23 protein-coding genes and 1 riboswitch are annotated in these 24,808 nt (G+C 73.6%); of the genes, 7 read left to right on the top strand and 16 right to left on the bottom strand.

Annotated elements, in window-relative coordinates:
- Positions 1-8: 8 nt before the first annotated feature.
- Together macS and K7396_RS26570 are read right to left on the bottom strand one after the other, a co-directional pair.
- Positions 9-1,301 (bottom strand): MacS family sensor histidine kinase, encoded by a 1,293-nt coding sequence (gene macS, locus K7396_RS26575; protein WP_373866982.1) that lies wholly within the window; start codon positions 1,299-1,301, stop codon positions 9-11.
- 101 nt (positions 1,302-1,402) lie between these two features.
- Complete coding sequence (locus tag K7396_RS26570) at positions 1,403-2,149, bottom strand: lysophospholipid acyltransferase family protein (protein WP_086716945.1); 747 nt, start codon at positions 2,147-2,149, stop codon at positions 1,403-1,405.
- A 162-nt stretch (positions 2,150-2,311) separates the two neighbouring features.
- Here K7396_RS26570 and K7396_RS26565 point away from each other — a divergent pair, with 162 nt between their 5' ends.
- On the top strand, positions 2,312-3,109 hold the full coding sequence (locus K7396_RS26565; RefSeq protein ID WP_086716946.1) for an alpha/beta hydrolase: 798 nt from the start codon (positions 2,312-2,314) through the stop codon (positions 3,107-3,109).
- Positions 3,096-3,698, top strand: a complete 603-nt coding sequence (locus tag K7396_RS26560) for a hypothetical protein (RefSeq protein WP_086716947.1) — start codon at positions 3,096-3,098, stop codon at positions 3,696-3,698. Before K7396_RS26565 ends, K7396_RS26560 begins: the two co-directional genes overlap by 14 nt.
- A gap of 1 nt (position 3,699) precedes the next feature.
- Here K7396_RS26560 and K7396_RS26555 read toward each other — a convergent pair whose 3' ends face one another.
- From K7396_RS26555 to K7396_RS26530, 6 genes are all read right to left on the bottom strand, one after another.
- Complete coding sequence (locus tag K7396_RS26555) at positions 3,700-4,449, bottom strand: endonuclease/exonuclease/phosphatase family protein (RefSeq protein ID WP_086716959.1); 750 nt, start codon at positions 4,447-4,449, stop codon at positions 3,700-3,702.
- Between the two features lie 121 nt (positions 4,450-4,570).
- The gene (locus K7396_RS26550) at positions 4,571-5,512 is read right to left on the bottom strand and encodes an ROK family glucokinase (protein ID WP_086716948.1); all 942 of its coding nucleotides are present in this window, start codon (positions 5,510-5,512) and stop codon (positions 4,571-4,573) included.
- Between the two features lie 124 nt (positions 5,513-5,636).
- On the bottom strand, positions 5,637-6,110 hold the full coding sequence (locus tag K7396_RS26545) for a DUF5304 domain-containing protein (RefSeq protein ID WP_086716949.1): 474 nt from the start codon (positions 6,108-6,110) through the stop codon (positions 5,637-5,639).
- Positions 6,111-6,214: 104 nt separating this feature from the next.
- The gene (locus K7396_RS26540) at positions 6,215-7,417 is read right to left on the bottom strand and encodes an ArsA family ATPase (protein WP_086716950.1); all 1,203 of its coding nucleotides are present in this window, start codon (positions 7,415-7,417) and stop codon (positions 6,215-6,217) included.
- 2 nt (positions 7,418-7,419) lie between these two features.
- Positions 7,420-7,923: an SRPBCC family protein gene (locus K7396_RS26535; protein ID WP_086716951.1), complete on the bottom strand. Its 504-nt coding sequence runs from the start codon at positions 7,921-7,923 to the stop codon at positions 7,420-7,422.
- Positions 7,924-8,175: 252 nt separating this feature from the next.
- Positions 8,176-8,952, bottom strand: coding sequence for a metallophosphoesterase family protein (locus tag K7396_RS26530; RefSeq protein ID WP_086716952.1), 777 nt, complete (start codon positions 8,950-8,952; stop codon positions 8,176-8,178).
- Between the two features lie 272 nt (positions 8,953-9,224).
- Here K7396_RS26530 and K7396_RS26525 point away from each other — a divergent pair, with 272 nt between their 5' ends.
- Entirely contained in the window at positions 9,225-11,021 is a 1,797-nt protein-coding gene (locus K7396_RS26525; RefSeq protein WP_086716953.1) for an AMP-dependent synthetase/ligase, read from the top strand.
- Positions 11,022-11,188: 167 nt separating this feature from the next.
- Here K7396_RS26525 and K7396_RS26520 read toward each other — a convergent pair whose 3' ends face one another.
- Complete coding sequence (locus K7396_RS26520) at positions 11,189-12,331, bottom strand: glycosyltransferase family 4 protein (RefSeq protein WP_086716954.1); 1,143 nt, start codon at positions 12,329-12,331, stop codon at positions 11,189-11,191.
- A gap of 228 nt (positions 12,332-12,559) precedes the next feature.
- Between K7396_RS26520 and K7396_RS26515 the strand changes: the two genes are divergently transcribed.
- The gene (locus K7396_RS26515; protein ID WP_086716955.1) at positions 12,560-13,882 is read left to right on the top strand and encodes a glycosyltransferase 87 family protein; all 1,323 of its coding nucleotides are present in this window, start codon (positions 12,560-12,562) and stop codon (positions 13,880-13,882) included.
- Between the two features lie 13 nt (positions 13,883-13,895).
- On the opposite strand, the gene K7396_RS26510 is transcribed toward K7396_RS26515, so the two are convergent.
- The 5 genes from K7396_RS26510 to K7396_RS26490 all read right to left on the bottom strand — a co-directional run bounded on the left by K7396_RS26510 (position 13,896) and on the right by K7396_RS26490 (position 19,550).
- A complete protein-coding gene (locus K7396_RS26510; RefSeq protein ID WP_086716956.1) occupies positions 13,896-15,272 on the bottom strand; it encodes a hypothetical protein in 1,377 nt (458 codons plus the stop codon).
- Between the two features lie 51 nt (positions 15,273-15,323).
- Positions 15,324-16,364: a C40 family peptidase gene (locus K7396_RS26505; protein WP_086716957.1), complete on the bottom strand. Its 1,041-nt coding sequence runs from the start codon at positions 16,362-16,364 to the stop codon at positions 15,324-15,326.
- Positions 16,365-16,597: 233 nt separating this feature from the next.
- Positions 16,598-17,623, bottom strand: coding sequence for a C40 family peptidase (locus K7396_RS26500; RefSeq protein ID WP_086716958.1), 1,026 nt, complete (start codon positions 17,621-17,623; stop codon positions 16,598-16,600).
- A gap of 295 nt (positions 17,624-17,918) precedes the next feature.
- The gene (locus K7396_RS26495; RefSeq protein WP_152105289.1) at positions 17,919-19,292 is read right to left on the bottom strand and encodes an NYN domain-containing protein; all 1,374 of its coding nucleotides are present in this window, start codon (positions 19,290-19,292) and stop codon (positions 17,919-17,921) included.
- Positions 19,293-19,310: 18 nt separating this feature from the next.
- The gene (locus K7396_RS26490; RefSeq protein WP_030086623.1) at positions 19,311-19,550 is read right to left on the bottom strand and encodes a hypothetical protein; all 240 of its coding nucleotides are present in this window, start codon (positions 19,548-19,550) and stop codon (positions 19,311-19,313) included.
- Positions 19,551-19,843: 293 nt separating this feature from the next.
- Between K7396_RS26490 and K7396_RS26485 the strand changes: the two genes are divergently transcribed.
- From K7396_RS26485 to K7396_RS26475, 3 genes are all read left to right on the top strand, one after another.
- Positions 19,844-20,524 (top strand): rhomboid family intramembrane serine protease, encoded by a 681-nt coding sequence (locus tag K7396_RS26485; RefSeq protein ID WP_086716534.1) that lies wholly within the window; start codon positions 19,844-19,846, stop codon positions 20,522-20,524.
- Positions 20,521-20,802, top strand: a complete 282-nt coding sequence (locus K7396_RS26480) for an Lrp/AsnC family transcriptional regulator (protein WP_086716532.1) — start codon at positions 20,521-20,523, stop codon at positions 20,800-20,802. Before K7396_RS26485 ends, K7396_RS26480 begins: the two co-directional genes overlap by 4 nt.
- Positions 20,803-21,129: 327 nt before the next feature.
- Positions 21,130-21,618 (top strand): GNAT family N-acetyltransferase, encoded by a 489-nt coding sequence (locus K7396_RS26475; protein WP_152105288.1) that lies wholly within the window; start codon positions 21,130-21,132, stop codon positions 21,616-21,618.
- Positions 21,619-21,876: 258 nt separating this feature from the next.
- Here the strand turns inward: K7396_RS26475 and K7396_RS26470 are convergent, their stop codons facing one another.
- Together K7396_RS26470 and trpD are read right to left on the bottom strand one after the other, a co-directional pair.
- Positions 21,877-23,256 (bottom strand): aminotransferase class V-fold PLP-dependent enzyme, encoded by a 1,380-nt coding sequence (locus tag K7396_RS26470; protein ID WP_152105287.1) that lies wholly within the window; start codon positions 23,254-23,256, stop codon positions 21,877-21,879.
- 182 nt (positions 23,257-23,438) lie between these two features.
- A riboswitch (SAM riboswitch) is annotated at positions 23,439-23,556 on the bottom strand.
- Between the two features lie 91 nt (positions 23,557-23,647).
- The gene (gene trpD / locus K7396_RS26465) at positions 23,648-24,712 is read right to left on the bottom strand and encodes an anthranilate phosphoribosyltransferase (RefSeq protein WP_086717035.1); all 1,065 of its coding nucleotides are present in this window, start codon (positions 24,710-24,712) and stop codon (positions 23,648-23,650) included.
- Positions 24,713-24,808: the final 96 nt, after the last annotated feature.

Below are 24,808 nucleotides of genomic sequence, written 5' to 3'. Positions count from 1 at the left end.
CTGCTCGCTCACGCGCCCGCCTTCCCCCGTCGTCCGCCCTCGGGCGCGGTGCCCTTGGGGACCGTCAACTCCACTTCCGTGCCCTGGCCGGGGACGGAGATCCACTCCGCGCCGCCGCCCAGGTCCCGCAGCCTGCCGCGGATCGACAGGGCCACCCCCAGGCGGCCCTCCCGCTCGGCGTCCGCGAGCCGGCCCTCGGGGATGCCGGGGCCGTCGTCGCGGACCGTCACGACCACCGCGTGCGGTTCGTCCTCCACCAGGATCCAGGCGTGGGCACCGGCCCCCGCGTGCACCCGTACATTGTCCAGCGCGGCACTGACGGCGGCCGCGAGTTCGGCCGCCGCCGCGGGCGGCAGCGCGACCGGGGCGCCGGGCTCGGAGAAGGTGACACCGGCGCCCGCGAACGGCGCGAGCAGGGCCCGGACGTCGCACGGTCCGGCGTCGTCGCCCGCCGGCGCGGCCCCGGCGGGCACCGCGGCGCCTTCGCCCGCGCCCTCGCCGGCCTGACGCGGCACCCCGCTCGCCGACCCGCCGGGCCGGATCCCGGGCGGCGGGACCAGCCCGCCGGCGACCAGGGTCCGCAGCGCGACCTCCTGCTCCCCGGCCATCCGGCCCAGTTCGCCGGCCTCTCCGCCGATCTCGGCACCGCGCCGCTGCACCATCGCCAGCACCTGGAGCACGCTGTCGTGGATGTCGCGGGCCAGCCGCTCCCGCTCGCGGGTGGCGGCATCGATCTGCAGGGCGCGGGCGAGGGTGCGCTCGCTGGAGCGGGCCACCTCGACGACGTAGCCCAGGCCGACGCTGGCCACCCACACCAGCACCACGTTGTGGATGGTGTCGCGGGCCAGCTCCTGGCGCTCGACGAGATTGGCCACCGCCACGACGGTGGAGGCCACCGCGGCCCAGCGCCAGCCGCCCTTGATCGCGAAGCCCAGGACCGCGCCCGCCGTCCAGATGGACGGCAGCGTCGGCCCGCCGCCCATGATGCGGGCGTGGGTGTCGACCACCAGCGTCAGCAGGATGCCGCCGATCGCGAAGCCGAGGTCGGCGACCAGGAACCGCCGGGTGCAGCGCTCCGCCGAGGTGGTGCAGCGCCAGGTCAGCACCATCCAGACGGTGAGCACGCCCATGTAGGCGGCGGCGCCCAGCGGATGGGCGTACCGCCGGTAGGAGAGCGCGACCAGGCACGCGGTGTAGACGAGGGTGAGGATCCGGTAGCCGGTGAGCGCGCGCCACAGCGGGAGCTCGACGGACATCCGCAGCGCCTTCGGCGGGCGTGTGCCATGGCGCCGGGCGGCCATGGCGCCGCCCGTGGTCCGTGTGCCGGTGTCCGTGTCCGTTTCCGTCATTGCCGTCCCCCTTGCCGGGCGTGCTCACGCCCGGTCTCGGCCCTGCCCGTCTGTTATTCGGCGGCCGCCTTCTTGGCCCGCTCCGCCTCGGCCTTCTTCCGCTCCTCGGCCTGTGCCGCCTCGGCCTTCGCCGCGTCGGCGATCTGCCGCTTGGCCGCCGTCGCGTAGATGTCGACGTACTCCTGGCCGGAGAGCTTCATGATCTCGTACATGACCTCGTCGGTGACCGACCGCAGGATGAAGCGGTCGCCCTCCATGCCCTGGTAGCGGGTGAAGTCCAGCGGCTTGCCGATGCGGATGCCCGGCCGGATCATCTTCGGCACGATCTTCCCGGGCGGCTGCACCTTCTCGGTGTCGATCATCGCCACGGGGATGACCGGCGCCCCGGTGGCCAGCGCCACCCGCGCCAGGCCGCCCGGCTTGCCGCGGTAGAGCCGGCCGTCCGGCGAGCGGGTGCCCTCCGGGTAGATGCCGAACAGCTCGCCGCGCTCCAGCACTTCGATGCCGCTCTTGATCGCCGCCTCGCCCGCGCCCCGGCCGCCCGAGCGGTCCACCGGGAGCTGGCCCACGCCCTTGAAGAACGCGGCCGTCAGCTTGCCCTTGACCCCCGGGGAGGTGAAGTACTCGGACTTCGCGATGAAGGTGACCTTGCGGTCGAGCACCGCGGGCAGGAAGAACGAGTCCGAGAAGGACAGGTGGTTGCTCGCGAGGATCGCCGGGCCCTCGGCGGGGATGTTCTCGATGCCTTCCACCCAGGGCCTGAAGGCAAGCTTCAGCGACCCGCCGATGGAAAACTTCATTGCGCCGTAGATCAACCGACTGCCTCCTGTGTGTGACGCAAAGACCTTAACCTGCCCCGGTGGCCCGCTCGCGCCGCGGCCGCCGCCGGACCTATCCGCCCGCCGTTACTTTGCGTACCCTGAGGTAACCCGCCAGGCCCCCTCATCGATCGGAGTCCCCCGGTGCCGCTCCTTCCCGGAGCCGAGCCGTTCCGCCGTGACGGCGGAGAGGTCGGCGTCCTCGTGTGCCACGGCTTCACCGGCTCCCCCCAGTCCGTACGCCCCTGGGCCGAGCATCTGGCCGACCAGGGACTCACGGTCAGTCTGCCGCTGCTGCCCGGTCACGGCACCCGCTGGCAGGACCTGCAGATCACGACCTGGCAGGACTGGTACGCCGAGGTCGACCGCGAGCTGCGGGCGCTGACCGAGCGCTGCACGTCCGTCTTCGTATGCGGCCTGTCGATGGGCGGCGCCCTGGCGCTGCGGCTGGCCGCCCGGCACGGCGACGCCGTCAGCGGCGTGGCCGTGGTCAACCCCGCCAACAAGGTCCACGACGCGGCCGGGCCGCTGCTGCCGGTGCTGCGCCACCTCGTCCGCACGACCAAGGGGCTGACGAGCGACATCGCCAAGCCCGGCGCCGAGGAGGTCGGCTACGACCGGGTGCCGCTGCACGCCGCGCACTCGGTGCGCCGCTTCTTCCAGCAGGTCGACTCCGAACTCCCTGGCGTCACCCAGCCGTTGCTGGTGATGACCAGCCCGCAGGACCACGTCGTCCCGCCCGCGGACTCCGAACGCATCCTGAGCCGGGTGTCCTCGACCGACGTCCGGCACACGCTCCTGGAGCGCAGCTTCCACGTCGCCACCCTCGACCACGACGCGGAGCAGATCTTCCGGGAGACGGCCGCCTTCATCACCCGCCTCGCGCCGCAGGCGCGGGCGGACGCGGCGTCGGAGGGGACGGCTGCCAGTGGCGGAGCGTAGCCCCCGCGACCCCCGGGACCCGCTGGACGAAGAGGCCGCCTGGGCCGAGATCGTGGCGGGCTACGGCGACCAGCCGTCGTTCCCCCCGGAGGACGACGACGCCGAGGGCGCCGACAGCGACGGCAAGGACGCGCCGGCGGGGGACAGCGGCGCCGGGAGCGCCGACGAGACCCCCGGGAAGGGTGCCGGGGAGAACGCCGGGAAGGCCGCGGAGGACGACGGTCCCGGGGACGAGGGGCCCTCCCGTCCGGGCAGCTTCGTCGTCTTCGCGCCGGGCGTCGGCCCGCGCAACTGGTCCCCGGCGGAGGCGTCCGACGACGACTTCGACGAGACCGACGAGGGCCACTTCACCCCGCCCGAGCCGCCCCCGCTGCCCCAGGCCGATGTCACCGCCAAGTTCGCCTGGATCGCGGTGATCGGCGGACCGCTGCTGCTGGTGGCGATGGTGCTGCTGCAGCAGCCGGTGACGTGGTGGATCACGGTCCTGGGCATCGGCGGCTTCCTCGGCGGGTTCGCCACCCTGGTGGCCCGCATGAAGAGCGACGACGAGGACGACAACGACCTGCCGGGCAGCGGCGCGGTGGTGTGAGTCAGCCCCCGGCCGGCACCCGCAGCGCGGCCAGCACCGGCAGGTGGTCCGTCGCGGCCCTGAGGTCGCTCTCCCGCACTCCCGGCAGACCGTGCGGCACACCGCAGCCGAGCACCTCCACGCCCGGCGTGGTGAAGATCGCGTCGATCCGCTGACGCGGGTCGTGGGGCGTGGAGGTGAGCTCCCCGCCCCACGGCCGCTCCGCCCAGGCGTCGGTGAGCGCCCCCGCCAGCCGGCGGAAACCGCGGCCCTCCGGCCGCTCGTTGACGTCGCCGCCGGCGACGGCGTACGGCACGCCCAGGGCCGCCAGCCGCTCCAGCAGCAGCCCGGCCTGCTCGGCCCGCTCCCCGGCGGCGAGGCTCAGATGGCAGCTGAGCACGCCGAGCCGGGCCCCGCCGATGCGCACCACCGCGATGGCGAATCCGCGCTGGTGCAGTCCGGGGGTGCGGGGCAGCAGGACGTCCTCGGTGCGCTCCACATGGGCGCGCAGGGTGGACAGGATCATCGGGCCCGCGGTCGTGCCGCCGCCGGTGACGTACACCAGACCGGCCGCGCGGGCGAGCTTCTCGGCGGCCTTGCGCCAGCGGAAGAACCGCGGAGCCTCCTGGACCAGCACGAGGTCGGGGGCGCAGGCCCGGATCACCCGGGCCAGCGCCGCCCGGTCGTCGCGCATCGAGCGGATGTTGTAGCTGAGCACCCGGATCACGGCCGTGCCGTCGGGCTCGGTGCGGGAGTCGGGCAGCGGGATCAAGGCGGCGGGTCCAATCACCGGGATCGTCACGCGGGCCAAGATAGAGCACCGTCCGCCGCGCCCCCGGGGGACGCGACGGACGGTGTCGTACGAAGGAGGGGCGCCGGCCGCCCCGGGGCCCTCAGCCCTGGCGCGCCAGGTCGGCCGCGCCGACCAGTCCGGCCTTGCCGCCGAGCTGGGCGGCGAGCACCTGGGCGTGCGGCCGCCACTGGTTGCCGACCAGCCAGCGGCGGAAGGACTTGCGGATCGGGCCGAGGACGAGTTCGCCCTCGTCCGAGACGCCCCCGCCGACAATGAAGGCCGACGGGTCGAAGAGCGACGCGAGGTCGGCGAGGCCGGCGCCGGCCCAACGGGCCAGTTCGCGGAACGAGTCGATGGCGACCGGGTCGCCCTGGCGGGCGGCCTCGCTCACGTGCCGGCCCTCGATGCCCTCGGAGGTGCCGTCGCCGAGCGACAGCAGGATCTGGGCGTTCTCGGGGGTGGCGAAGGCCCGCTGGCGGGCGTAGCGCAGCAGGGCGCGGCCGGAGGCGTACTGCTCCCAGCAGCCCTGGTTGCCGCAGCCGCACAGCAGGCCGTCGGGGACGACCCGGATGTGCCCGAACTCGGCGGCGACGCCGAAGCGGCCGCGGCGCAGCTTGTTGCCGATGATGATGCCGCCGCCCAGGCCGGTGCCGAGGGTGATGCAGATGACGTCGCTGTGCCCCTGGCCGGCGCCGAACTTGTACTCGCCCCAGGCCGCGGCGTTGGCGTCGTTCTCGACGACCACGGGGAGGCCGACGCGCTGCTCGACCTTGTCCTTGAGCGGTTCGTGGCGCCAGTCGATGTTCGGCGCGAACAGGACCGTGGCCCGCTTCTCGTCGACGTAGCCGGCGGCGCCGATGCCGACGGCCTCGACGTGATGGCCCGCGCCGACGGTGCGCACCGCCTCCGCGATGGCCTCGGTCAGCGCTTCGGTGGCATGCGGAGTCGGCACCTTGCACGTCTCAAGGATCGAGCCCTCTTCGTCGACCACGCCGGCCGCGATCTTCGTGCCGCCGATGTCGACGCCGATGGTGAGTCCCATGTGTCCCTCAGTTTTTCGCTCGAACCCCGCCGGGACCCACCGTACCGGAGGCGGGGGCGGCGGCCGCGCCCCTTCCGGACGGCGGACCGGGGCGGCCTTCCCGGTGGTGCGGGGCGGCGGGGACTCAGTCGAGATCGATCCGTTCGGTGCCGGTGGGACCGTCGTCGTCGCGCGGGTCGTCGCCGCGGCCGGCGGCGGGCCGCTCGGCGGAGTCGTCGCGGGTCCAGCGGCGCTCGCTGCTCTCGACGGCGGAGCGGTAGGCGGCGAGCAGCTCGGAGCCGGCCGCGGCGAGGTGGTCGAAGAGGTCGGGGTTGCGCTCGATGACCGGCTCGACGGCGGCCTTCGCCTGCTTGAACAGCTGACTGACGGCGCCCTGCGCGGCGATGCCGCCCAGCGCCCCGGGAAGCTGGATGCCGGCGAGCTTGTCGGTCACCGCGTCGGCGAGCTTGCGCAGCTCCTCGGCCGCGCTGCCCGGCTGCGGGCCGTGGGCGGCGCGGTGCCGGGCCTTCTCCTCGGCGAGGTCCTCGGCGCAGGCCGTCTCCCAGGCGTCGGCATCCGGCTCGGCCCTGCGGTCGGCGGGCTCGGTGGCATCACTCATGAGGAACTCCGTGACTCCTGCGGCGAGGCGGTACGGCGAAGAGGTGCGCGGCGGCATCTCGGGCGGGGCCCACCCTTGACGGTACCCGAACGGCGGTGGCCCGTTCAGTCGCTCTGCGGCCACAGCGCGGGATCCGGGGTGAAGCGGATCTCCAGGACGCCGTCGCGCAGTCCGGCGCCGGAGACGGTGCAGCGGCGCAGCGCGGAGGGGAGGGTGCGGATCCGCCGGAAGCGGCCGACGCTGACCACGATCTCGTCGCCGCGGCGCACCAGGCCGAGGCCCTTGCGCTCGGCGCCGGGCAGCGGCACCCGCCAGACGAGGATGCCGTCGGCCGCCAGCCGGTCCTCGACGGTCCAGGGGTCGGGGCGGGGCCCGTCGGCGGGCGCCGCGGGGCCGGCCTCGCCGGCCGGCCCGTCGAGCAGCCCGTCCAGCTCGTCGGCGCCCCGCGGGTCGCGGCCCAGGTGCGCCACCTCGTGGACGGGGAGGTCGGGGAACTCCTCGCGCAGCGCCTTGAGGGCGGTCTGCTGGCTGCCGGAGAGCGCGGCGAGGAACGGGTCCGCCGAGCCGGTGGGCAGCAGCCGGTTGACGACCAGGCCGTCGGTGCGCCGGCCGTGCAGCGCCAGGCCGGCGCGGGTCGCGCGCAGGTTGGCGGCGGCGACCGGTCCGGCGTCGGTGACCAGGCGCACGGATGTGCCGGGGTCGTCGATCGTCCTCTGGACGGCGGCGAGTTCGCGCTCCCAGCGCTCGGCGGCGTCGTAGAGCTTCTGGGCCGGCATCGGGACGCCGGCGAGCTGGGCGAGCACCGGGCGCAGCGCGCGGGCCGCCTGGCGCTCGGGCGGCAGCAGCCGGCGCAGATAGCGGCGGACCTGGGCCGGCAGGGCGAGCAGCCGGATCGTCTCGGCGGCCGGGGGCATGTCGACGACGATCAGGTCCCAGTCGTCCGAGGCGTGTTCGGCGCGCAGCGCCTGCAGCAGCGCGAAGTCCTCGGAGCCGGGGAGTTCGGTGAGTTCGTCCTCGTCGAGGGGGCCGGCGCCGAGCAGGTCGAGGGCCGCGGCGGCCCGCTCCTGGAAGGCCAGGAACTCCTGGCGGAAGCGGTCGCCGGAATCGATGCGCAGGGCGTGCAGGCCCGGTGCTATCGGGGTGGGGGCGTCGGCGCCGAGCGGCGTGCCCAGGACCGTTTCCGGGGCGCTGCTCTCGGTGGTGAGCAGGAGTGCACGAGCGCCCCGGCGGGCGCCCGCCAGGGCGGTGGCGGCGGCGAGCGTGGTGCGGCCCGCGCCGCCGGGGCCCGTGACGAGGACGGTGCGCACGCTCAGAGCTTCTTGGCCTCGTCGGCGGAAGCGGTCGCGTCGGCGGCGCCCGCGGCGTGGCCGGCGGGACCGCTCTCGACGCGCTTCTTCAGCCCGGCCAGCGCGCGGTCGATGATGACCTTCTCCGCCTTGCGCTTGATCATGCCGAGCATCGGGATCTTGACGTCGACGGTGAGCTGGTACGTCACCTCGGTGCGCGTGCCGTTGTCCAGCGCGGCGAGGCGGTAGGAGCCGTCGAGGGCGCGCAGCATCTGGGACTTGACCAGGGACCAGCTGACCTCGTTCGCGCCGGTCCAGGTGTAGGCGAGGGTGTGGTCGTCCTTGATCGCTCCGGCGTCCAGCAGCAGGCGCACCTGCGCGGCGCGGCCGTGGTCGTCCTTCTCCAGGACCTCTGCCTCTTTGACCTCGCCGGTCCACTCCGGATAGCGGTCAAAGTCGGCGATCACTCCCATCACGTCGGCGGGTGCCGCCTCGATCGTGATGCTCGAGCTGGTGTGTTCGGCCATCGCCGTGACTCCTCCATGCCGATTCGTGCCGGTCCGCCGACTCTTCCCCCGGCTCTCCCTGCCTCCCCCGCTCCCGGCTTCGCCGGAGCGGAGGCACCCCCGTGTGCGGGGGGAGACTCCATGACGCGGTGTCTCTGCTGCTGAAGGCTACCGCGCGGGGGAACGCGGGCGGACACCAGCAGGCCCGCCACGACGGGGCGGGGCGCTCCTCCGGCCGCCCGCCACCGGGCTCGTACCCCGGGGTCCGCGGTCTCACCACTCCATGACGTAGGGCGTCCCGGTCGCATTGAAATGGCCGACATTGACGCATTCCGTGCGGCCGATCCGGACCCGGCGGGCGAGCGGCTGGTGCACATGGCCGAAGAGGGCGTAGCGCGGCCGGGCGGTGCGGATGGCGTGCAGCAGGGCCGCGCTGCCGCGCTCGAAGCGGCGGGCGACGGTGTCGTAGCAGAGCTCGGGGACGTCCGGTGGGATGTGGCTGCACAGCACGTCCACCTCGCCGACCGCCTCGACCTTGGCGGCGAACTCCTCGTCGCCGATCTCGTAGGGAGTGCGCATCGGTGTGCTGAGCCCGCCGCCGACGAACCCGAAGACCCGGCCGCCGATCTCCACGCGCTGGCCGTCGAGGACGGTGGTGCCGGCCGCGGCGTACTCGGGCCACAGGCGCGGGATGTCGACGTTGCCGTAGGTGGCGTACGTGGGGGTGGGGAAGGCCGCGAAGAGTTCGGCGTACTGCTTGCGGACCGCGCCCTCGATGACCGACTCCCGGCTCACGCCCGTGCGGTCGAGTTCGCCCCACAGCCGGCGGCCCAGTGCGCGGGCCTCCTCGAAGCGGCGGGCGGTGCGCAGTTCGACGAGGGCGCTCGCGTTCGCGGCGCCGAACAGCTCGGGGAAGATGCCGCGCGAGTGGTCGGCGTAGTCGAGGAAGAGGACCAGGTCACCCAGGCAGAGCAGGGCGTCGGCGCCGGTTCCGGCCGACGCGAGGTCCCGGCTGTTGCCATGTACGTCACTGACCACGTGCACTCGCATGGCGTCACCCTAGATCGCGCGGGCCGGTGCGGGGAGGGGGCCGGAGGTCAGGGTTACTTTCGGGTCACCGACCCGCTGGTCTAGTCTGCGCGGGACAAGTCCCATGGCGTGTCCCCCAGCTGTGACGCATCGAACATCTGGCCTTTCCCCCCTATCCCAAAAGCAATACCCATGGGTAACGTCCGGGCAGTCCAATCCCCCCTGCATGATCGTGGACCGCCGCCGGTGTGCACACAGCGTCGTGGCGCCGGCGCTTTTGAGGAGCAGCAGTCTTGCGCGAGTTCAGCCTTCCGGCCCTGTACGAGGTCCCCGCGGACGGCAATCTGACGGATCTTATCCGTCGAAATGCCGCGCAGCACCCGGATGTTGCCGTCATGGGACGCAAGGTGAACGGTGCGTGGCAGGACGTCACCGCCGCCACCTTCCTCGCCGAGGTCCGCGCCGCCTCCAAAGGTCTGATCGCCTCGGGTGTGCGGCCCGGCGACCGGGTCGGCCTGATGTCGCGCACCCGCTACGAGTGGACGCTGCTGGACTTCGCCATCTGGTACGCGGGCGCCGTCACCGTCCCCGTGTACGAGACCAGTTCGGCCGAGCAGATCCAGTGGATTCTGGGCGACTCGGGCGCGGTGGCCTGCCTGGTGGAGTCCCCCTCCCACGAGGCCACCGTCGAATCGGTCCGCGACCGGCTGCCGGACCTGGAGAACATCTGGCAGATCGAGCGGGACGCCATCGCCCGGCTGCGGGCGGCGGGCACCGCCGTCTCCGACGAGGAGGTGGACGCGCGCAGCGCGCTCGCCGACGCGGACGCCCCGGCCACCATCGTCTACACCTCCGGCACCACCGGCCGCCCCAAGGGCTGTGTGCTCAGCCACCGCAGCTTCTTCGCCGAGTGCGGCAACATCGTCGAACGCCTGCGGCCGCTGTTCCGCACCGGCGAGTCCTCGGTGCTGCTCTTCCTCCCCATCGCCCATGTCTTCGGCCGGCTGGTGCAGGTCGCCGCGGTGATGGCGCCCATCAAGCTGGGCCACGCCCCCGACATCAAGAACCTCACCGACGACCTCGCCTCGTTCCGGCCGAAGCTGGTGCTGGGCGTGCCGCGGGTCTTCGAGAAGGTCTACAACTCGGCGCGGGCCAAGGCGCAGGCGGACGGCAAGGGCAAGATCTTCGACAAGGCGGCGGACACGGCGATCGCCTACAGCAGGGCGCTGGACACCCCCGAGGGCCCGGCGTTCGGCCTGAAGCTCAAGTACAAGGTCTTCGACCGGCTGGTCTACAGCAAGCTGCGGGCCGTCCTCGGCGGCCGCGCCACCCACGCCATCTCCGGCGGCGCCCCGCTCGGCGACCGCCTCGGTCACTTCTACCGCGGCATCGGCTTCACCGTCCTGGAGGGCTACGGCCTGACGGAGTCCTGCGCGGCGACCGCCTTCAACCCCTGGGACCGGCAGAAGATCGGCAGCGTCGGCCAGCCGCTGCCCGGTTCGGTCATCCGGATCGCCGACGACGGCGAGGTGCTGCTGCACGGCGAGCACCTCTTCACCGAGTACTGGAACAACCCGTCGGCCACCAAGGAGGCGCTGTCCGACGGCTGGTTCCACACCGGCGACCTCGGCACCCTCGACGAGGACGGCTACCTCGCCATCACCGGCCGCAAGAAGGAGATCCTGGTCACCGCGGGCGGCAAGAACGTCGCCCCCGCCGTGATCGAGGACCGCATCCGGGCGCACGCCCTGATCGCCGAGTGCATGGTCGTCGGCGACGGCCGGCCGTTCATCGGCGCGCTGGTCACCCTCGACGAGGAGTTCCTGCCCCGCTGGGCCGAGGAGCACGGCCACCCGGCCGATGTGACGCCGTCCCAGGTCGCCGAGGACCCGGAGCTGCTGGCCGCGGTGCAGCGGGCCGTCGACGACGGCAACGCGGCCGTCTCCAAGGCCGAGTCGGTGCGCAAGTTCCGTATCCTCCCGGCCCAGTTCACCGAGGAGTCGGGCCATGTCACGCCGTCGCTGAAGCTCAAGCGGAACGTGGTGGCGAAGGACTTCGCCGAGGAGATCGAAGCGATCTACCGCGCCTAGGAAGCCGGCCCCGCGGGGCCCGCGCCGATACACCGGAATCCGCCGTCGTGGCAGCGCCACGGCGGCGGATCGCCGTTACGGGCCGGGCTCTCCGTGGCGACGCGGCCGGCCCGGGGCAGGCCGGTGGCTGGTGGCCGCGCGGCCCGTCGCCCCCGGGACCGGACCCCTCAGAGCAGTTCCCTGAGCCGTTCCGCGAGCAGGTCCCAGCGCCACTTCTCCTCCACCCAGGCGCGGCCGCGTGCGCCCATGGCGCGGCGCAGGTCCGGGTCCTGGAGCAGGGTGACGAGGCGCTCCGCGGTGGGGGCCGGGCTGCCGCCGGGGACGACCCAGCCGGTTTCGCCGTCCAGGACGGCGTCGGGGGCGCCGCCCGAGTCGCCCGCCACCACGGGGAGTCCGGTGGCGGAGGCCTCCAGGTAGACGATGCCGAGGCCCTCGACGTCGAGGCCGCCGCGGCGGGTGCGGCAGGGCATCGCGAAGACGTCGCCGGCGCCGAAGTGGGCCGGCAGCTCCTCCCACGGGACCGCGCCGGTGAAGCGCACCGCGTCCCCGACGCCCTTCTCCGCCGCCAGCGCCCGCAGCTCCTTCTCGTACGGGCCGCCGCCGACGATCAGCAGGACCGCGTCGGGCACCGCGGACAGGACGGCCGGCATCGCCTCGATCAGGGTGTCCTGGCCCTTGCGCGGGACGAGCCGGGAGACGCAGACCACCACGGGGCGGCCGGTGAGGCCGAGCGCGGCCCGTACCGCGTCGCCGCCCGAGCCGGGGTGGAAGGTCTTCTCGTCGACGCCGGGCGGGAGTTGGACCATCCGCCCGGCGGCCTGCGGGGTGAGCGCGCCGGCGATCCGGGAGCGGGTGTACTCGCCGAGGTAGGTGAGCGTGTCGGTGCCCTCGCCGATCCGGCGCAGCAGGCCGCGGGCGGCCGGCAGCTGCGCCCAGCCCGCCTCGTGGCCGTGCGTGGTCGCCACGATGCGGCGGGCACCGGCCGAGCGGAGCGCGGGGGCCATCAGCCCGAGCGGCGCCGCCGCGCCGAACCACACGGAGGAGCAGCCGTGTTCGCGCAGCAGCCCGGTGGCCCGCCGGGTCACCCTCGGGGTGGGCAGCAGCATCGTCGTACGGTCCCTGATCACCGGGAACGGCTGCTCGGCGTCGAAGGCGGCGGTGGCCGCGGCGCCCTCCGCGCCACGCTTCCAGGTCGAGGCGTAGACGACGACCTGGGCGGGGTCCAGGCGCAGCGCCATGCTGTGCAGGAAGGCCTGGATGCCGCCGGGCCGGGGCGGGAAGTCGTTCGTGACGATCAGGGTCTTGTGCACGATGGTCTCTCGGCGGTCGGTCTCGGCGGTCGCGCCCGACAGTACCGGTCGGCGGGCGGCAGGGGGCGGCCCACCCCGCCACGCCCGTCCCTCGTCTACGGTCGTGACCAGCCGCCACCGGCATCCTGCGGACAGCACGGGCGGGCGGCGTCGGACAGAGCGGGACACACGGGCCGCGGGGCCGCGGGCGACGCCTGTGGCCGGCGGCCGGCGAACGACGAGGTGACGATGAGCAGCATCAGCAGAGCGCGCGGGGTGTGGCTCCCGGTCGCGGTCTGGGCCGTGACCAGGGCCGTGGTCCTGCTGTGCGTCCTGAGGGTGCTGGTGCTGCCGGGCCCGGACGTCACCACCGATGTCTCGGCGATCTACCAGGGCTGGTTCGACGTCCTGAGGACCGGCACCTTCCCGCTGGCCGATGTGACCTGGCAGTACCCGCCGGCCGCCGCGCTCGCGATCCTCTCCCCCGGCCTGCTGCCGTTCCTCGACTACGCCCCCGCGTTCTTCACCCTGATCCTGCTCACGGACGCGGCGGCGCTGGCGCTCTTCCTGCGGGCCGGGCGGCGCCCAGGCCACCGCCCGGCGGGGGCCTGGGTGTGGATCGCGGGCGTGGCGCTGCTGGGCCCGACCGCCTATGCCCGCTACGACCTGATGGTCGCCGCCGTGGCCGCCGCCGCGCTGTTCGCGGCCGCCCGCCGGCCGCGGGTGGCGGGCGCCCTGGCCGCCTTCGGCGCGCTGCTGAAGGTCTGGCCCGTGCTGCTGCTGGCGGGGGCGGCGGTGCGCGGCCGGCGGGCCCGCGCCCTGTGGCGGAGCGCGGCCGGCACCGCGGCCGGGCTGACCCTGTTCTTCGTGGCCGCCGCGCCGGGCGCGCTGGCCTTCCTCACCTTCCAGCGCGACCGCGGCACGGAGGTCGAGTCGCTCGGCGCGCTGGTCTTCCACCTCGCCCGGCACTACGGGTGGGAGGGGCAGGTGCTGCTGCACTACGGCTCGCTGGAGTTCCTCGGCCCCGGTGTCCCGCTCGTCAGCACCGTGGCGCTCACCCTGAGCCTGGCCGCCGCGGGCTGGCTGTTCCTGTGGCGGGTGCGCGCCCGGGAACTCGGGCCCGCGACGCTGTGCGACGCCGCCTTCACCGCCACCCTGCTCTTCACCACCACCAGCCGCGTCATCAGCCCGCAGTACATGCTCTGGCTGGTGGGGCTGGGCGCGGTCTGCGCGACCGTACGGGCCTCCCGGCTGACGCTGCCGGCCGTGCTGGTGCTGGTGGCCACCGGCCTCACCCAGCTGGAGTTCCCGGTGTGGTTCGCGCACGTCGTGGCGAGCGACCCGCAGGCCGTCGCGCTGCTGGTGGTGCGCAACGGCCTGCTGGTCGCCGCGTCGCTGATCGCCTGCCGCCGGCTGTGGGTCTCGACGCGGGGCGACGGGAGCGGCGGTACGGAGCAGGCCGGGGTGGTGGCCGCACGCGGGCCGTCCGACGCGGCGCCCGCCGCCGCCCCGCAGCTCACGGGTTTTGCCCCGCAGCCGCCCGCGGACGGCCCCGCGCCCTCCGGGCACTGAGCCCGGCCCCTCCTCAGCGCCGCAGCTGTGCCTTCACATACGCCCGCCACTGCCGGGTGAACTCCGCGAGGCCGACGCCCAGTTGGGAGCGGAGAGCGCTGTCCGTCCGGTCGGCGCGGGCGGGCCGCCGTCCGGCGCCGGGCGCGCCGGGACGGGAGCCGGCGGCGACCGCCGTGGCCGCCTCCATCGGCGCCGCCGCGCTCCCCGAGGAGCCGCGGAGGCCGCTCTTCCCGGCCGCCCGGTAGAAGGCGATCAGTTTGGCCTCGCCCCACTTGGCGGCGATCATCCGGCAGGCCAGCCAGCTGCCCTCGTACGCCCTGGCCAGCCGGTCGGCACCGGCCGTGAACCCGAAGTCCTGGTTGCCGGGCAGGCTGTCGGGGACCTTGCCGCGGGCGACGGCGCGGGTGAGTTCGGGGGCGGTGGCGGTGGCCCTGCGGTGGCTGCCCCGGTAGGCGACCCAGTCGGCGAAGCCCTCCGAGAGCCACAGCGGGGTCGCCGACGTGGTGACCGTACGGGTGGCGACATGGGTGGTCTCGTGGGTGAGGACCACCCTGCGGCCCAGGTCGTTGAGCTCCTCGTAGGCGTCCGGGTTGATGATCACGCGGTCCGCGGGCGCGGGCGCCGTGACGCCGGCCTCCCCGGTGGTGACCGCAGCGATCCCCGCGTAGCCGGCCGCGTCGTCGCTGCCCATCAGCTGCGCCATCCGCTCGACCGAGTCCGGCGCCTCCACCACGACCTTGTGCGCCCACTCCCCCTTCCAGACGGCCGAGACGGCGGGCACCGCCTCGTCCACCCGGTGCGCCAGGTCCTTCAGCCGCGCCAGGTGCCCGGCGCCGCCCAGGACCAGGCTGTGCCGGCCCCGGACCAGCCGCACCGGGCCCTGGTCCCACAGCTGGCGGGTGCCGCCGCGGCCGACCGCGGCCCCGTCGGTGTCGGAGGAGATCAGCCAGCGGCCGTCGCGCCGGGTCAGGGTGAGGTACTGGACGGCGTGCACCGGCGAGGTGTCATAGCCCTTGAGGCGGTAGCGCAGCTGCACCTTCGCGGCCAGGTGGGTGCCGTCCTCCCCGGTGGCGAGCGGGAAGGCGCCGGTCGCGTCGAGGTCGTAGTGCCAGTCGGCCAGCGGCACCCCTGCCAGGTGGGCGAACATCGCGCGCTGGCGGTCCCGGTAGCCGGTGGCCCGCGGGTCGACGGCGGCGAGGAAGCCCGCCGCGTCCCGCCGCTGCACGGCCCGCGCACGGTTGTCGAGCATCCGCTGCACGTCCGGGTATCGGGCCGGTGGGGAAGTCGCGGGCGCGCAGCCGGCCAGCGGGGCGAGCAGCGCGAGGACCAGGGCGGCGCAGCCCGCCGCCACGGCCCGCGGCGGCCGCCGTCGGGCCCACTGGTGTGACATGCGGACGATCGTAGATCCGGCCCGGCCGGGGCAAAAACGCTGCGCCGCGCCTCAGGGCCTGGTGATGGACGAGATCGGCATCATCCCCACGGGGTCGTAGCGCACCCGTGCGCCGGGATACGGCGCGTGGACCACTTGGCCGTTGCCCACGTACATCCCGACGTGACTGCCGTCCGCGCGGTAGATGACCAGGTCACCGGGCTGCGCCTGGCTGAGGGGCACCTGCCGTCCGGCCCCGCGCTGCGCCTGCGAGGTGCGCGGGAGCAAGACGCCGGCCCGCCCGTAGGCCCATCGGGTGAGTCCGGAGCAGTCGAAGGCCGCGGGTCCGTTGCCTCCCCAGGCGTACGGCCGGCCGACCGCGGCCCGCACCGCGGCGACGGCCGCCGCGGCCCGCCCGGAGGACGGTACGGCCCCCCGCAGGTCCGGGACCGCCTCGTGGTGCCCGCCGCCGCGCGCGGCCCGCGCGTAGGCCGCCCTGGCGTCCTTGGGCAGGGCGGCCAGCAGCCGCCGCGCGGTGGCCAGCTTGTGCTGGACGTCCTTCTTGTGGCGGGCGACCTCCTTGCGGCCCGCCTCCAGCTGCGCCAGCTTCCGCACGGTCTCCCTGCGCTGCTGCTCCAGGGAGCGCTGGGCGGCCCGCAGGCCGCGCAGCTCGCGGGCCTGGCCGGCGCCGATCCGGTCGAGGGCGGCGGCCTTCTCCAGGAAGGTGTCGGGCCGCTCGGAGAGCATCAGCCGGACGGTGGGGTCCATGCCGCCGGCCCGGTACTGGGCGGCGGCCAGCGCGCCCAGCCTGCCGCGCATCCGGTTGACCCGCTCCTGGGCGCGGGCGGTGCGGTCCTGGAGGGCCGCCACCTGCGTGCGCAGCTTCCCGGTCCGGGCGTTGGCGCCGTTGAACTTCTCGGTGGCCCGCTCCGCCTGCTCGTAGAGGTGGTCGACGCGCGCGGTCGCCGCGTCGCGGCCGGCGGGGGCGGTGGGCTCGGCCAGGGCCTGCGGCGCCGACAGCGCGGCGGCCGCGGTCGCCAGGGCGGCGGACAGCACGGTGACTCCGGCGAGGGTGGTCGGGCCGTGCTGCGAGGTACGGCGGTGGGACACCACGAGGGCCGCACTCCTTCCGTGCAGCCCCTGCCGCCCCGGGAGGGCGGTCGGTGAACCGGGATGCTGCGACGGCAGACAGTAACGGCGGCGGCGCACACCGGCCAAAGCGCTCTTTCCGCCCGCACAACGCCGCCCCGCCGGTGACCGTGCAGGTCACCGGCGGGGCGGCAGGTCAGCGGCCGGGGCCGCAATTCGCCCGTTCGGGCGGCAGGTTGAGGCGGTTGTGAGGCTTTTCAGACCCGCACGCCGAACGCGAACTCCATGTTGCTCATGGGCTCGTAGCGCACGGCGGCGCCGGGCTTCGGCGCGTGCAGCACCTGACCGTTGCCCGCATAGAGGCCGATGTGGTGCAGGTCGCTGTAGAAGAGCACCAGATCGCCGGGCTTGAGGTCGCTCTGCGAGGCGATCCGGGTACCGGCGTTGGCCTGCGCCTGCGAGGTGCGCGGCAGCGACTGGCCGGCCTGCTGGTAGGCCCAGGACGTCAGACCCGAGCAGTCGAAGGACGACGGCCCGGTGGCGCCCCAGACGTACGGCGAACCTATCTTGGACTGGGCGGCGGCCAGGGCGGCCGCACCGCGCTGCGAGGCCGGCACGTCGTCGCCGAGGTTGACCCGCTCGTTGCTGCGGTTGGCGCGGTTCTCCTCGGCCTGCATGGCCGCCCGCTCCTTGGCGGTCATCTGGTTGAGCAGCTGCTGCGCCTTGCCGAGCTTGCCCTTGATCTCGTCCTTCTTGTCACCGAGCGCCTTGCGGGTCTCGGTGAGGTCCTTGATCTTGGCCGCGGCCTCCTCGCGCTCCTGGGCGAGCCGGCGCTGCTTGTCCGCGACGGTCTTGAGCTGCTCGGCCTGCTTGCCGCTCAACTGGTCGAGGGTGGCGGCCTTTTCGAGGTAGGTGTCCGGGTCGCCGGAGAGGAACAGCTGCACCGAGGGGTCGATGCTGCCGCTGCGGTACTGGCCGGAGGCGACCGCACCGAGGCCCTTGCGCATCTGGTTGAGCTCACCCTGGCCGCGGGCCACCTTGTCCTGGAGGTCGTCGACCTCCTTCTGGAGCTTGTCCTGCTGCTCCTTGACCCCGTCGTACTTCTCCGTGGCCTGCTCGGCCTCGTTGTAGAGCTTGTCGACCTCGGACTTGACGTCCTTCTTCGACTGGTGGGGGTCGGCCTGGGCGGCCTGGGACGAAAGGGCGACGGCCGCCGCGGCGGTGGCGGTGAGCACGGTCACGCGAGTACGGCTCGGCTGCTTGGGTCGACGGTGGGACGCCACGGGGGCGAGCTCCTTCTTCCTCCAGCCGCCTACCGGGAAGTGGGGGGGGTGAGACCCCGGCTCCGCGTGAACGCCGCGGACTCGGCGGTTCCTTCACGGTTCATCCCGGTTGGATGATCAGATGCATGAAGGTTCGGGGCCTGACCTTAGTAACCGAGCTGTGATCGCTTCAAATCCTCAGGGGAAAAATCTGCGCCACGAGCCCCATCCTTTACCAACATCGCACAGGCAGTGAGCGCCACTTGACGCTCAGAGACCGAACGCCGGCACTTTCGCCGCCCCGGCCGCCCCGACGTCAGGTCCGGGCAAGTCGCTTGAGCAGCAGCGCCGATGCCACCGGACGCGCCCCGGCCTTCGCCACGCCGTCGGCCACCTCCCGGTCCGTGGAGACCACGACCACCGGGCGTCCGGGCGGTTCGGCCCGAACCAGCTGACGAATCAACTCATCGGCCGTTACGCCCGGTTTGCTGAACAGGACCCGGACCCCGCGCGGCGGCGCGAGCAGCACCGGGGCCGCCAGCTCCGCCCCGTCGAAGACACAGGTCATCTCCGCGCCGGTCTGCGCCGCCAGCACCGCGAGGCCGCCCAGCAGCCGCAGCCGCTGCTTGTCCAGCGGCATGGTCGGATAGCCGGTTTTGGTGACGTTGTAGCCGTCCACCACCAAATGTGCCTGCGGCAGCGCCAGAAGCTGGTCCAGCAGCGCCGGGTCCGTCTCCGACAGCGCCCGCGCCGCGATGTCCTTGGGCGTCATCCGCCCCGGCGCGACCGCCTCGACGGTGTCCGCCGGGTGGACGCTGGCGGGCGGCAGTGCCAGCTCGCGGCGCAGCCCCTGGGCCGCGTCCAGGACCGTGTCCAGCAGCAGCCGCAGCCGCATGTCCTCGACGCTGCGGCCCTCGCGGGCGGAGCGCCGGCTGGTCTCCAGCGCCGTCTCCGCCTCGGCGATCCGCGCCTTGAGCCGGCGCACCTCACTGTCGGCCGCGGTCTTCTCCGTCGCCGCCCGGTCCCGTACGTCCGCGACGGCCGCCTCGGCCTTGCGCACCGCGGCCTCACCGCGCTTGACGTCGCTCAGCGCGCTGCGCAGCTTGCGCCGCAGCGACTCGTTCTCCTTGCGGGCCGCGTCCAGGTCCACCCGGATCCGGTCGGCCTCCGTACGGGCCTCGCCGCGCGCCTGCGCCAGCTCCTCGCGCAGCCTGGCCAGCTCCCGTTCGGCCTCCTCGCCGGCCCGCTCGGCGCGCGCCCGCTGCGCCTCCTCGCCGGCCGCCGCGACGAGCTTGACCCAGCCCTCGGGGCGCAGCACATAGGCGGCCGCCGCGACATCGAGCGGATCGGCCGCCGCGGGCGGGGTGCCGTGCTCCAGCGCCGCGACCAGCTCCGACTGCGCCTCGCGCAGCTTGCCCGCGATCCGCTGCCGGAAGACCGCGTCGCTCTCCAGCGCCGCGGCCATCGCGTTGCCGGCGAACTTCGCCCGACGCGTCGGGGTGAACCGGGCGTACTGCCGCAGCGGGGGCGGGAGTTCGGCGAGGGACAGCGCGCCGAACGACTCCGCGGTGAGCGCCACGACACGGCGCCGTACGCCCTCGGGCAGCGGACGGTCGAGCACCTCGTCGCCCGCACCCTCCGGTGCCTGGGCACGCCGCTCCCCCGGCTCCCCTTCTGGACGGTCCACCACGGCTGCATCGCTCCGATCTCAGGCGTTCGCGCCCGGACGGTCCACCAGCTCGATCTGGTCGACCGCGTTGCACCAGCGGCAGCGCACGGACTCGATGCTCTCACTGAGGACCTCGCGCTCCTCCACCGTCGGCGCCCCGGCCAGGTCCAGGTGGACGTACTCCACGACCTTGGACCGGCGGGTCACATCGAACCGCGTGAGGTTGCCGCACAGCGTGCAGCGCCACCGGGTCCCGTCCGTCGGCAGGGGAACAGCCATCGTGTCGTCCTCTTTCGTGCTCGTCGGTCTCGTGCTGCTGCGCGGTTCACGCGGTGCGCCGTCGGATCGCGGAAGTACGCAAAGTACTGCCCGTAACCCTACGGCCTGACGGGCGGCCGGTGCGGGCCCGCCCAGGTGCCGGGACGCGGCGAGGCACTCTGTCCCGAATGCCCCCATTGGGCAATGATCACCTCATGACGGTGCCGGCCCCCTCACCCCGCTCTCCCCGCTCGTCCGGTCTCCTCCCCCGCCCTCCGCACCCCACCCGGTCACTGGCCGCGGTGTTCTCGCGGATGACGAATGTGCTGATCGGCCTGTGCTGTGCGGTCTTCGTGATCGGCCCCGCCTCCGGCCTGAACCGGATATACGGCACCGGCGACGCCCTGCTGAAGGCCCAGACCGCCTATGTCGAGCGGTGGGGGGTGATCCCGCTGGAGCTGTGGAGCGGTTCGGCACGGGCGCTCATCACCCCGCTCACCGCGTTGTTCGTGCACGGCAGCTGGCTGCACCTGCTCGGCAACGTGCTGTTCCTCTACGTCTTCGGCGGAATGACCGAGGCACGCATGGGCAGGCTGCCGTTCGCCGCCTTCTACCTCATCATCGGCTACCTCGCGCTGCTCGGCTACGCGGCCGCCCACGCCGCCTCGGGCCAGACCCTGGTGGGCGCCTCCGGCTCGATCTCCGGCGTACTGGGAGCCTTCCTCTTCCTCTTCCCCACGGCCCGCGTCACCAGCGTCTTCCCGTTCCTCTTCTTCCTCCCGCTGCGCTTCCCCGCCTGGATCGTCCTGCTGTTCTGGTTCGTCCTGCAGTGGCAGGCCGCCCAGGACGACCCCCGCGGCCCCGGCGTCGCCTACCTCGCCCACGTCGTCGGCTTCACCCTCGGCTTCCTCTACGCCTGGGCCCGCTACGGGAGGGATAGTGTGGGGGCCACCAGGGGAGATGACCGGGCGACCGAGGGAGAGAGCCAGCCGTGATCACGTCGATCGTGCTCATCAAGACCAACGTGGACCAGATCCCGGAGATCGCCGAGAAGATCGCCGCGCTGGAAGGCGTCAGCGAGGTCTACTCGGTCACCGGCGCCCACGACCTGATCGCGATGGTGCGGGTCGCCGCCCACGACGACCTCGCCGACGTCATCCCCGGCCGCATCAGCAAGGTCCCCGGAGTCGCCTCCACCGAGACGCATATCGCGTTCCGCACGTATTCGCAGCATGACCTTGAGGCGGCCTTTGCGATTGGGCTCGACGCGTAGCCCAAGCTTTTTCCCACGTTTTCGGCTTTCCCGCCGTGGGTTCTTCCCGCCGTGTTCCGCCCGCTGCGCGGTGCGCCCGGCGTTGCGCCTGCGGCGGGCGTTGCCGCTGCGCGGGGCGTTTCGGGTGCCGGTGCCGGGCCTCCGCGGGTGGGGTGCCGGACTGCTTTGCTTTACGTCCGGCACCCCACCCGCTCCGGCCCGTCCCCTCCCGTTGAGGGTGGGGGAAAAGACCGGTGGGAGTGCGTCTGGTAGTCAGGCTGCGGATCGGGGAGTGCCAGGGCGGGAAAGTCGGGTGGCCTCGGCGGGGCATCTGGGTACTGTCGGGCCGTGTCCGAGTTGAAGCGGCTGTGTGCCGGCTGTGCGCCCGCGGTACTGGCCTTCGAGCTGGCGAACCGCGCCTACTTCGCCGCCTCGGTCTCCGACCGCGGTGACGCGTTCTTCGACCGGTTCGCCGACCGGTACAGCGCCTTGCTGGCCGAGCAAGAGGCCGGCATCAGTGCCTTCTACGTGCTCGTCGCCGAGGACGGCGCGGTGCTGGGCCGGTTCAACCTGTACGACTTCGAGGACGGCACCGCTGAACTCGGCTACCGGGTCGCGCAGCGTGTTGCCGGCCGCGGCGTGGCGACCACTGCCGTCCGGGAGCTGTGCCGGCTGGCAGCCACGCGGCACGGGCTGCGCACACTGCGGGCGGCCACCTCCCACGACAATGCCGCGTCCCAGAGGGTCCTCGCCAAGGCCGGTTTCACTCCGGTCGGCCCGGCCGCCCCCACCGACCTCGGCGGCAAGCCCGGCACCTGGCACCGGCGCGACCTGTAGCGGCCGCACAGCTACTACCACCCCCGCCCCCACCCCACCCCCCTTCACTTACTCCCTCACGGGAGGGGACGGGCCGGAGGGGCGGGTGTGTGGGACGTAAAGCGAAGCAGTCCCACACACCCGCCCCGCAGGCCCGTCACCGCACCCACAGCCCCGCGCAGCGGACCCCGCCCGCCGCAGGCGCAACGGCGGGCGCACCGCGAAGCGGGCGGCAAACGACGAGCAACCCCCACGGCGGGAAAGACAAAAACGTGGGATTCACACCGCGCTTCGCGCGGGCACGCAACGGCCGTCCTCCGTGTGGTAGTTCCAGCGGGCGCCGTTCGTGACCAGTTCCTTGACGGCGTGGACGAAGCGGTCGACATGCTCGTCCGGCGTGCCGACGCCCACGCTGACGCGGATGGCGTTGAGGGAGCTCTCGCCAGGGGCCGCGTCGGGGGCGCCGCACTCGCCGGGGTCCTGGGGGGCGCTGCCGAGGAGGGTGCGGACGAGGGGGTGGGCGCAGAAGAGGCCGTCGCGGACGCCGATGCCGTACTCGGCCGACAGGGCGGCGGCGAAGTGCGAGCTGTTCCAGCCCTCGACGACGAAGGAGAGGACGCCGACGCGTGCCGCGTCGTCGCCGAAGAGGGAGAGCACGTTGACCTCGGGCACCTCGGCCAGGCCGGCGCGGAGGCGGGCGATGAGGTCCTGTTCGCGGGCGACCAGGTCGTCGAAGCCGGCCTCGGTCAGGGCCTGGCAGGCGGAGGCGATGGCGTAGGCGCCGATGACGTTGGGCGAACCGGCCTCGTGCCGGGCGGCGGTGGTGTGCCACTCGACGTCGACGCCCCCGTCCGTGCGCCGGGAGACCTTGCGGCTGGCGCCGCCGCCGGCCAGGTAGGGGTCGGCGGCCTGCAGCCAGTCCGCGCGGCCGGCCAGCACGCCGGCGCCGAACGGCGCGTACAGCTTGTGGCCGGAGAAGGCGACCCAGTCGACGTCCAGTTCGGCGATGTCCACGGGGTGGTGCGGGACGAGCTGGGCCGCGTCCAGCACGATCCGCGCGCCGTGCGCGTGCGCGGCGGCCGCCAGCTCCCGCACCGGCCACAGTTCACCGGTGACGTTGGACGCACCGGTCACACAGACCAGCGCCGGCCCGTAGGGGTCGCGCTCGGCCAGTGCCTTCTCCAGGGTGTCGACCGCCTGCCGCGGGGTGCGGGGCGCGTCGAGGTAGGTCACGGTGGTGTCCGCGCGCTGCTCCCACGGCAGCAGGGAGGCGTGGTGCTCGGTCTCGAAGACGAACACCCGGGTGTCCTGCGGGAGGACGGAGGCGAGCAGGTTGAGGGAGTCGGTGGTCGAGCGGGTGAAGACCACCTGGTCCTCGGTGCCGCAGCCGAGGAACTTCTCGATGGTGCGGCGGCTGTTCTCGAAGAGGTCGGTGGAGAGCTGCGAGAGGTACCCGGCGCCGCGGTGCACGCTGCCGTAGTACGGGGCGTAGGCCGCCACGTCGTCCCAGACCCGCTGCAGCGCGGGGGCGCTGGCGGCGTAGTCCAGCGCGGCGTAGTCGACCTCGCCGCCGGTCACCAGCGGGACGAGGACGTCCCGGCCGAGGACGGGCAGCGGGGCACAGACGGAGCGGTCGGCGGCAACGGCGGAAACAGACATGGCGAACTCCCGTAAGAGGCAAGTGAATTCGCTGCGGGGCGGAGCGCGTCGGGTGCGCGGGGGCGCACGGGCAGGGCGCCGCAGCGGAGAGAAAAAGGGGATGCGGAAAAGGGGCCGTCGAGCCCTATCGCATTCGCTGATTCACGGAAGTTCTCCCTCGAGGACCAGGATCCCTGGCGAGGGATCCGCGCTTGCCGCAGACCTCGCTGCCTACGGCCTGGTCATCACCCGGGGCACCCCGCCACGGAAGGAGGGTTGCCGGACAGCGGGCCGGGGCCTGCGTCGCTGTCACTCGTGACCTGCGCAGAATCATGCCACAAGGGCAACATCGCGCAAGCCCCGGTCCGGATGGCGGAACGGGGCTTGCGTCACACGCTGCGTGACCGCGCGCTCAGGTGTTGCTGGCGGTCACCCAGCGTTCCAGGGCCTGGCGGGCCGCTCCGGAGTCGATGGCCGTGGCGGCCCGGTCGATGCCGGCCCTGATCTGCTGGGCCAGCGGGGCGTCGGCGGGTTCCAGCGCGACCAGCGCCGCCGCGGAGTTCAGCAGCACCGCGTCACGCACCGGGCCGGTCTCCCCGTCCAGCAGCCGGCGGGCCACCTCCGCGTTGTACGAGGCGTCCGCGCCGCGCAGCGCCTCCACCGGCACCAGGGGGATCCCCACGTCCCGAGGGTCGAAGGACTCCTCGCGCACCGTGCCGTCCCGGACGATCCAGACCCGGGAGGTCGCGGTGGTGGTCAGCTCGTCGAGGCCGTCGTCGCCGCGGAAGACCAGCGCCGACGAGCCGCGCTCGGCGAGCACCCCGGCCAGGATCGGTGCCATCCGCGCGTCCGCGACGCCGGTGGCCTGGGCGCGGACCTTGGCGGGGTTGGTCAGTGGGCCCAGCACGTTGAACGTGGTGCGGATGCCGAGCTGGGCGCGGGCGTTGGCGACGTGCCGCAGCGAGGGGTGGAACTTCACCGCGAAGCAGAAGGTGATGCCCGCCTCCTGGGCGACCTCGGTGACCCGCCGGGGGGTGAGGTCGAGGTTGACGCCGAGCTTCTCCAGGACGTCGGAGGCGCCGCTGGCCGAGGACGCCGCGCGGTTGCCGTGCTTGACGACCCGGGCGCCGGTGCCGGCCACCACGATCGAGGACATCGTGGAGATGTTGACGGTCTTGGCGCCGTCGCCGCCGGTGCCGACGATGTCCACGGTCGGTCCCGGAACCTCGATCAGCCGGGCGTGCTCGTACATGGTCCGGACGAGCCCGGAGATCTCGGCGACGGTCTCGCCCTTGGCCCGCAGTGCCACCGCGAAGCCGGCGATCTGGGCGTCGCTGGCCTCGCCCCGCATGATCCGGTCCATCGCCCACGCGGTGTCCTCCGCGGCGAGGTCCCGGCCGTCGAGCAGGGCGTTGAGGACGCCGGGCCAGGTGTGGGCCGCCACGCTGTCGCCGCCGAGGGGGGTCGCAACGTTCATGGTCCACACTCCTGATTTGTCTCCTGCTTGTGCGTTCACCCTATCGAGCCGCCGGGCAGGCCGAAGGGCCCCGTCCGCTCAGCGGACAGGGCCCTT

The sequence above is a fragment of the Streptomyces angustmyceticus genome, assembly GCF_019933235.1.
Taxonomy (GTDB): domain Bacteria; phylum Actinomycetota; class Actinomycetes; order Streptomycetales; family Streptomycetaceae; genus Streptomyces; species Streptomyces angustmyceticus.
The sequence above is the reverse complement of the archived record's forward strand: the minus strand, read 5'-3'. Positions and strand labels throughout refer to the sequence as shown.

Coding starts and splice junctions, on each gene's coding strand:
- K7396_RS26530 (WP_086716952.1), bottom strand. CDS start 8,952: ATGCGAGTGCACGTGGTCAGTGACGTACATGGCAACAGCCGGGACCTC.
- macS (WP_373866982.1), bottom strand. CDS start 1,301: ATGGCCGCCCGGCGCCATGGCACACGCCCGCCGAAGGCGCTGCGGATG.
- K7396_RS26485 (WP_086716534.1), top strand. CDS start 19,844: ATGACGAATGTGCTGATCGGCCTGTGCTGTGCGGTCTTCGTGATCGGC.
- K7396_RS26490 (WP_030086623.1), bottom strand. CDS start 19,550: ATGGCTGTTCCCCTGCCGACGGACGGGACCCGGTGGCGCTGCACGCTG.
- K7396_RS26535 (WP_086716951.1), bottom strand. CDS start 7,923: ATGGCCGAACACACCAGCTCGAGCATCACGATCGAGGCGGCACCCGCC.
- K7396_RS26510 (WP_086716956.1), bottom strand. CDS start 15,272: ATGTCACACCAGTGGGCCCGACGGCGGCCGCCGCGGGCCGTGGCGGCG.
- K7396_RS26550 (WP_086716948.1), bottom strand. CDS start 5,512: ATGGGACTCACCATCGGCGTCGACATCGGCGGCACGAAGATCGCGGCC.
- K7396_RS26515 (WP_086716955.1), top strand. CDS start 12,560: ATGAGCAGCATCAGCAGAGCGCGCGGGGTGTGGCTCCCGGTCGCGGTC.
- K7396_RS26470 (WP_152105287.1), bottom strand. CDS start 23,256: ATGTCTGTTTCCGCCGTTGCCGCCGACCGCTCCGTCTGTGCCCCGCTG.
- trpD (WP_086717035.1), bottom strand. CDS start 24,712: ATGAACGTTGCGACCCCCCTCGGCGGCGACAGCGTGGCGGCCCACACC.
- K7396_RS26545 (WP_086716949.1), bottom strand. CDS start 6,110: ATGAGTGATGCCACCGAGCCCGCCGACCGCAGGGCCGAGCCGGATGCC.
- K7396_RS26570 (WP_086716945.1), bottom strand. CDS start 2,149: ATGAAGTTTTCCATCGGCGGGTCGCTGAAGCTTGCCTTCAGGCCCTGG.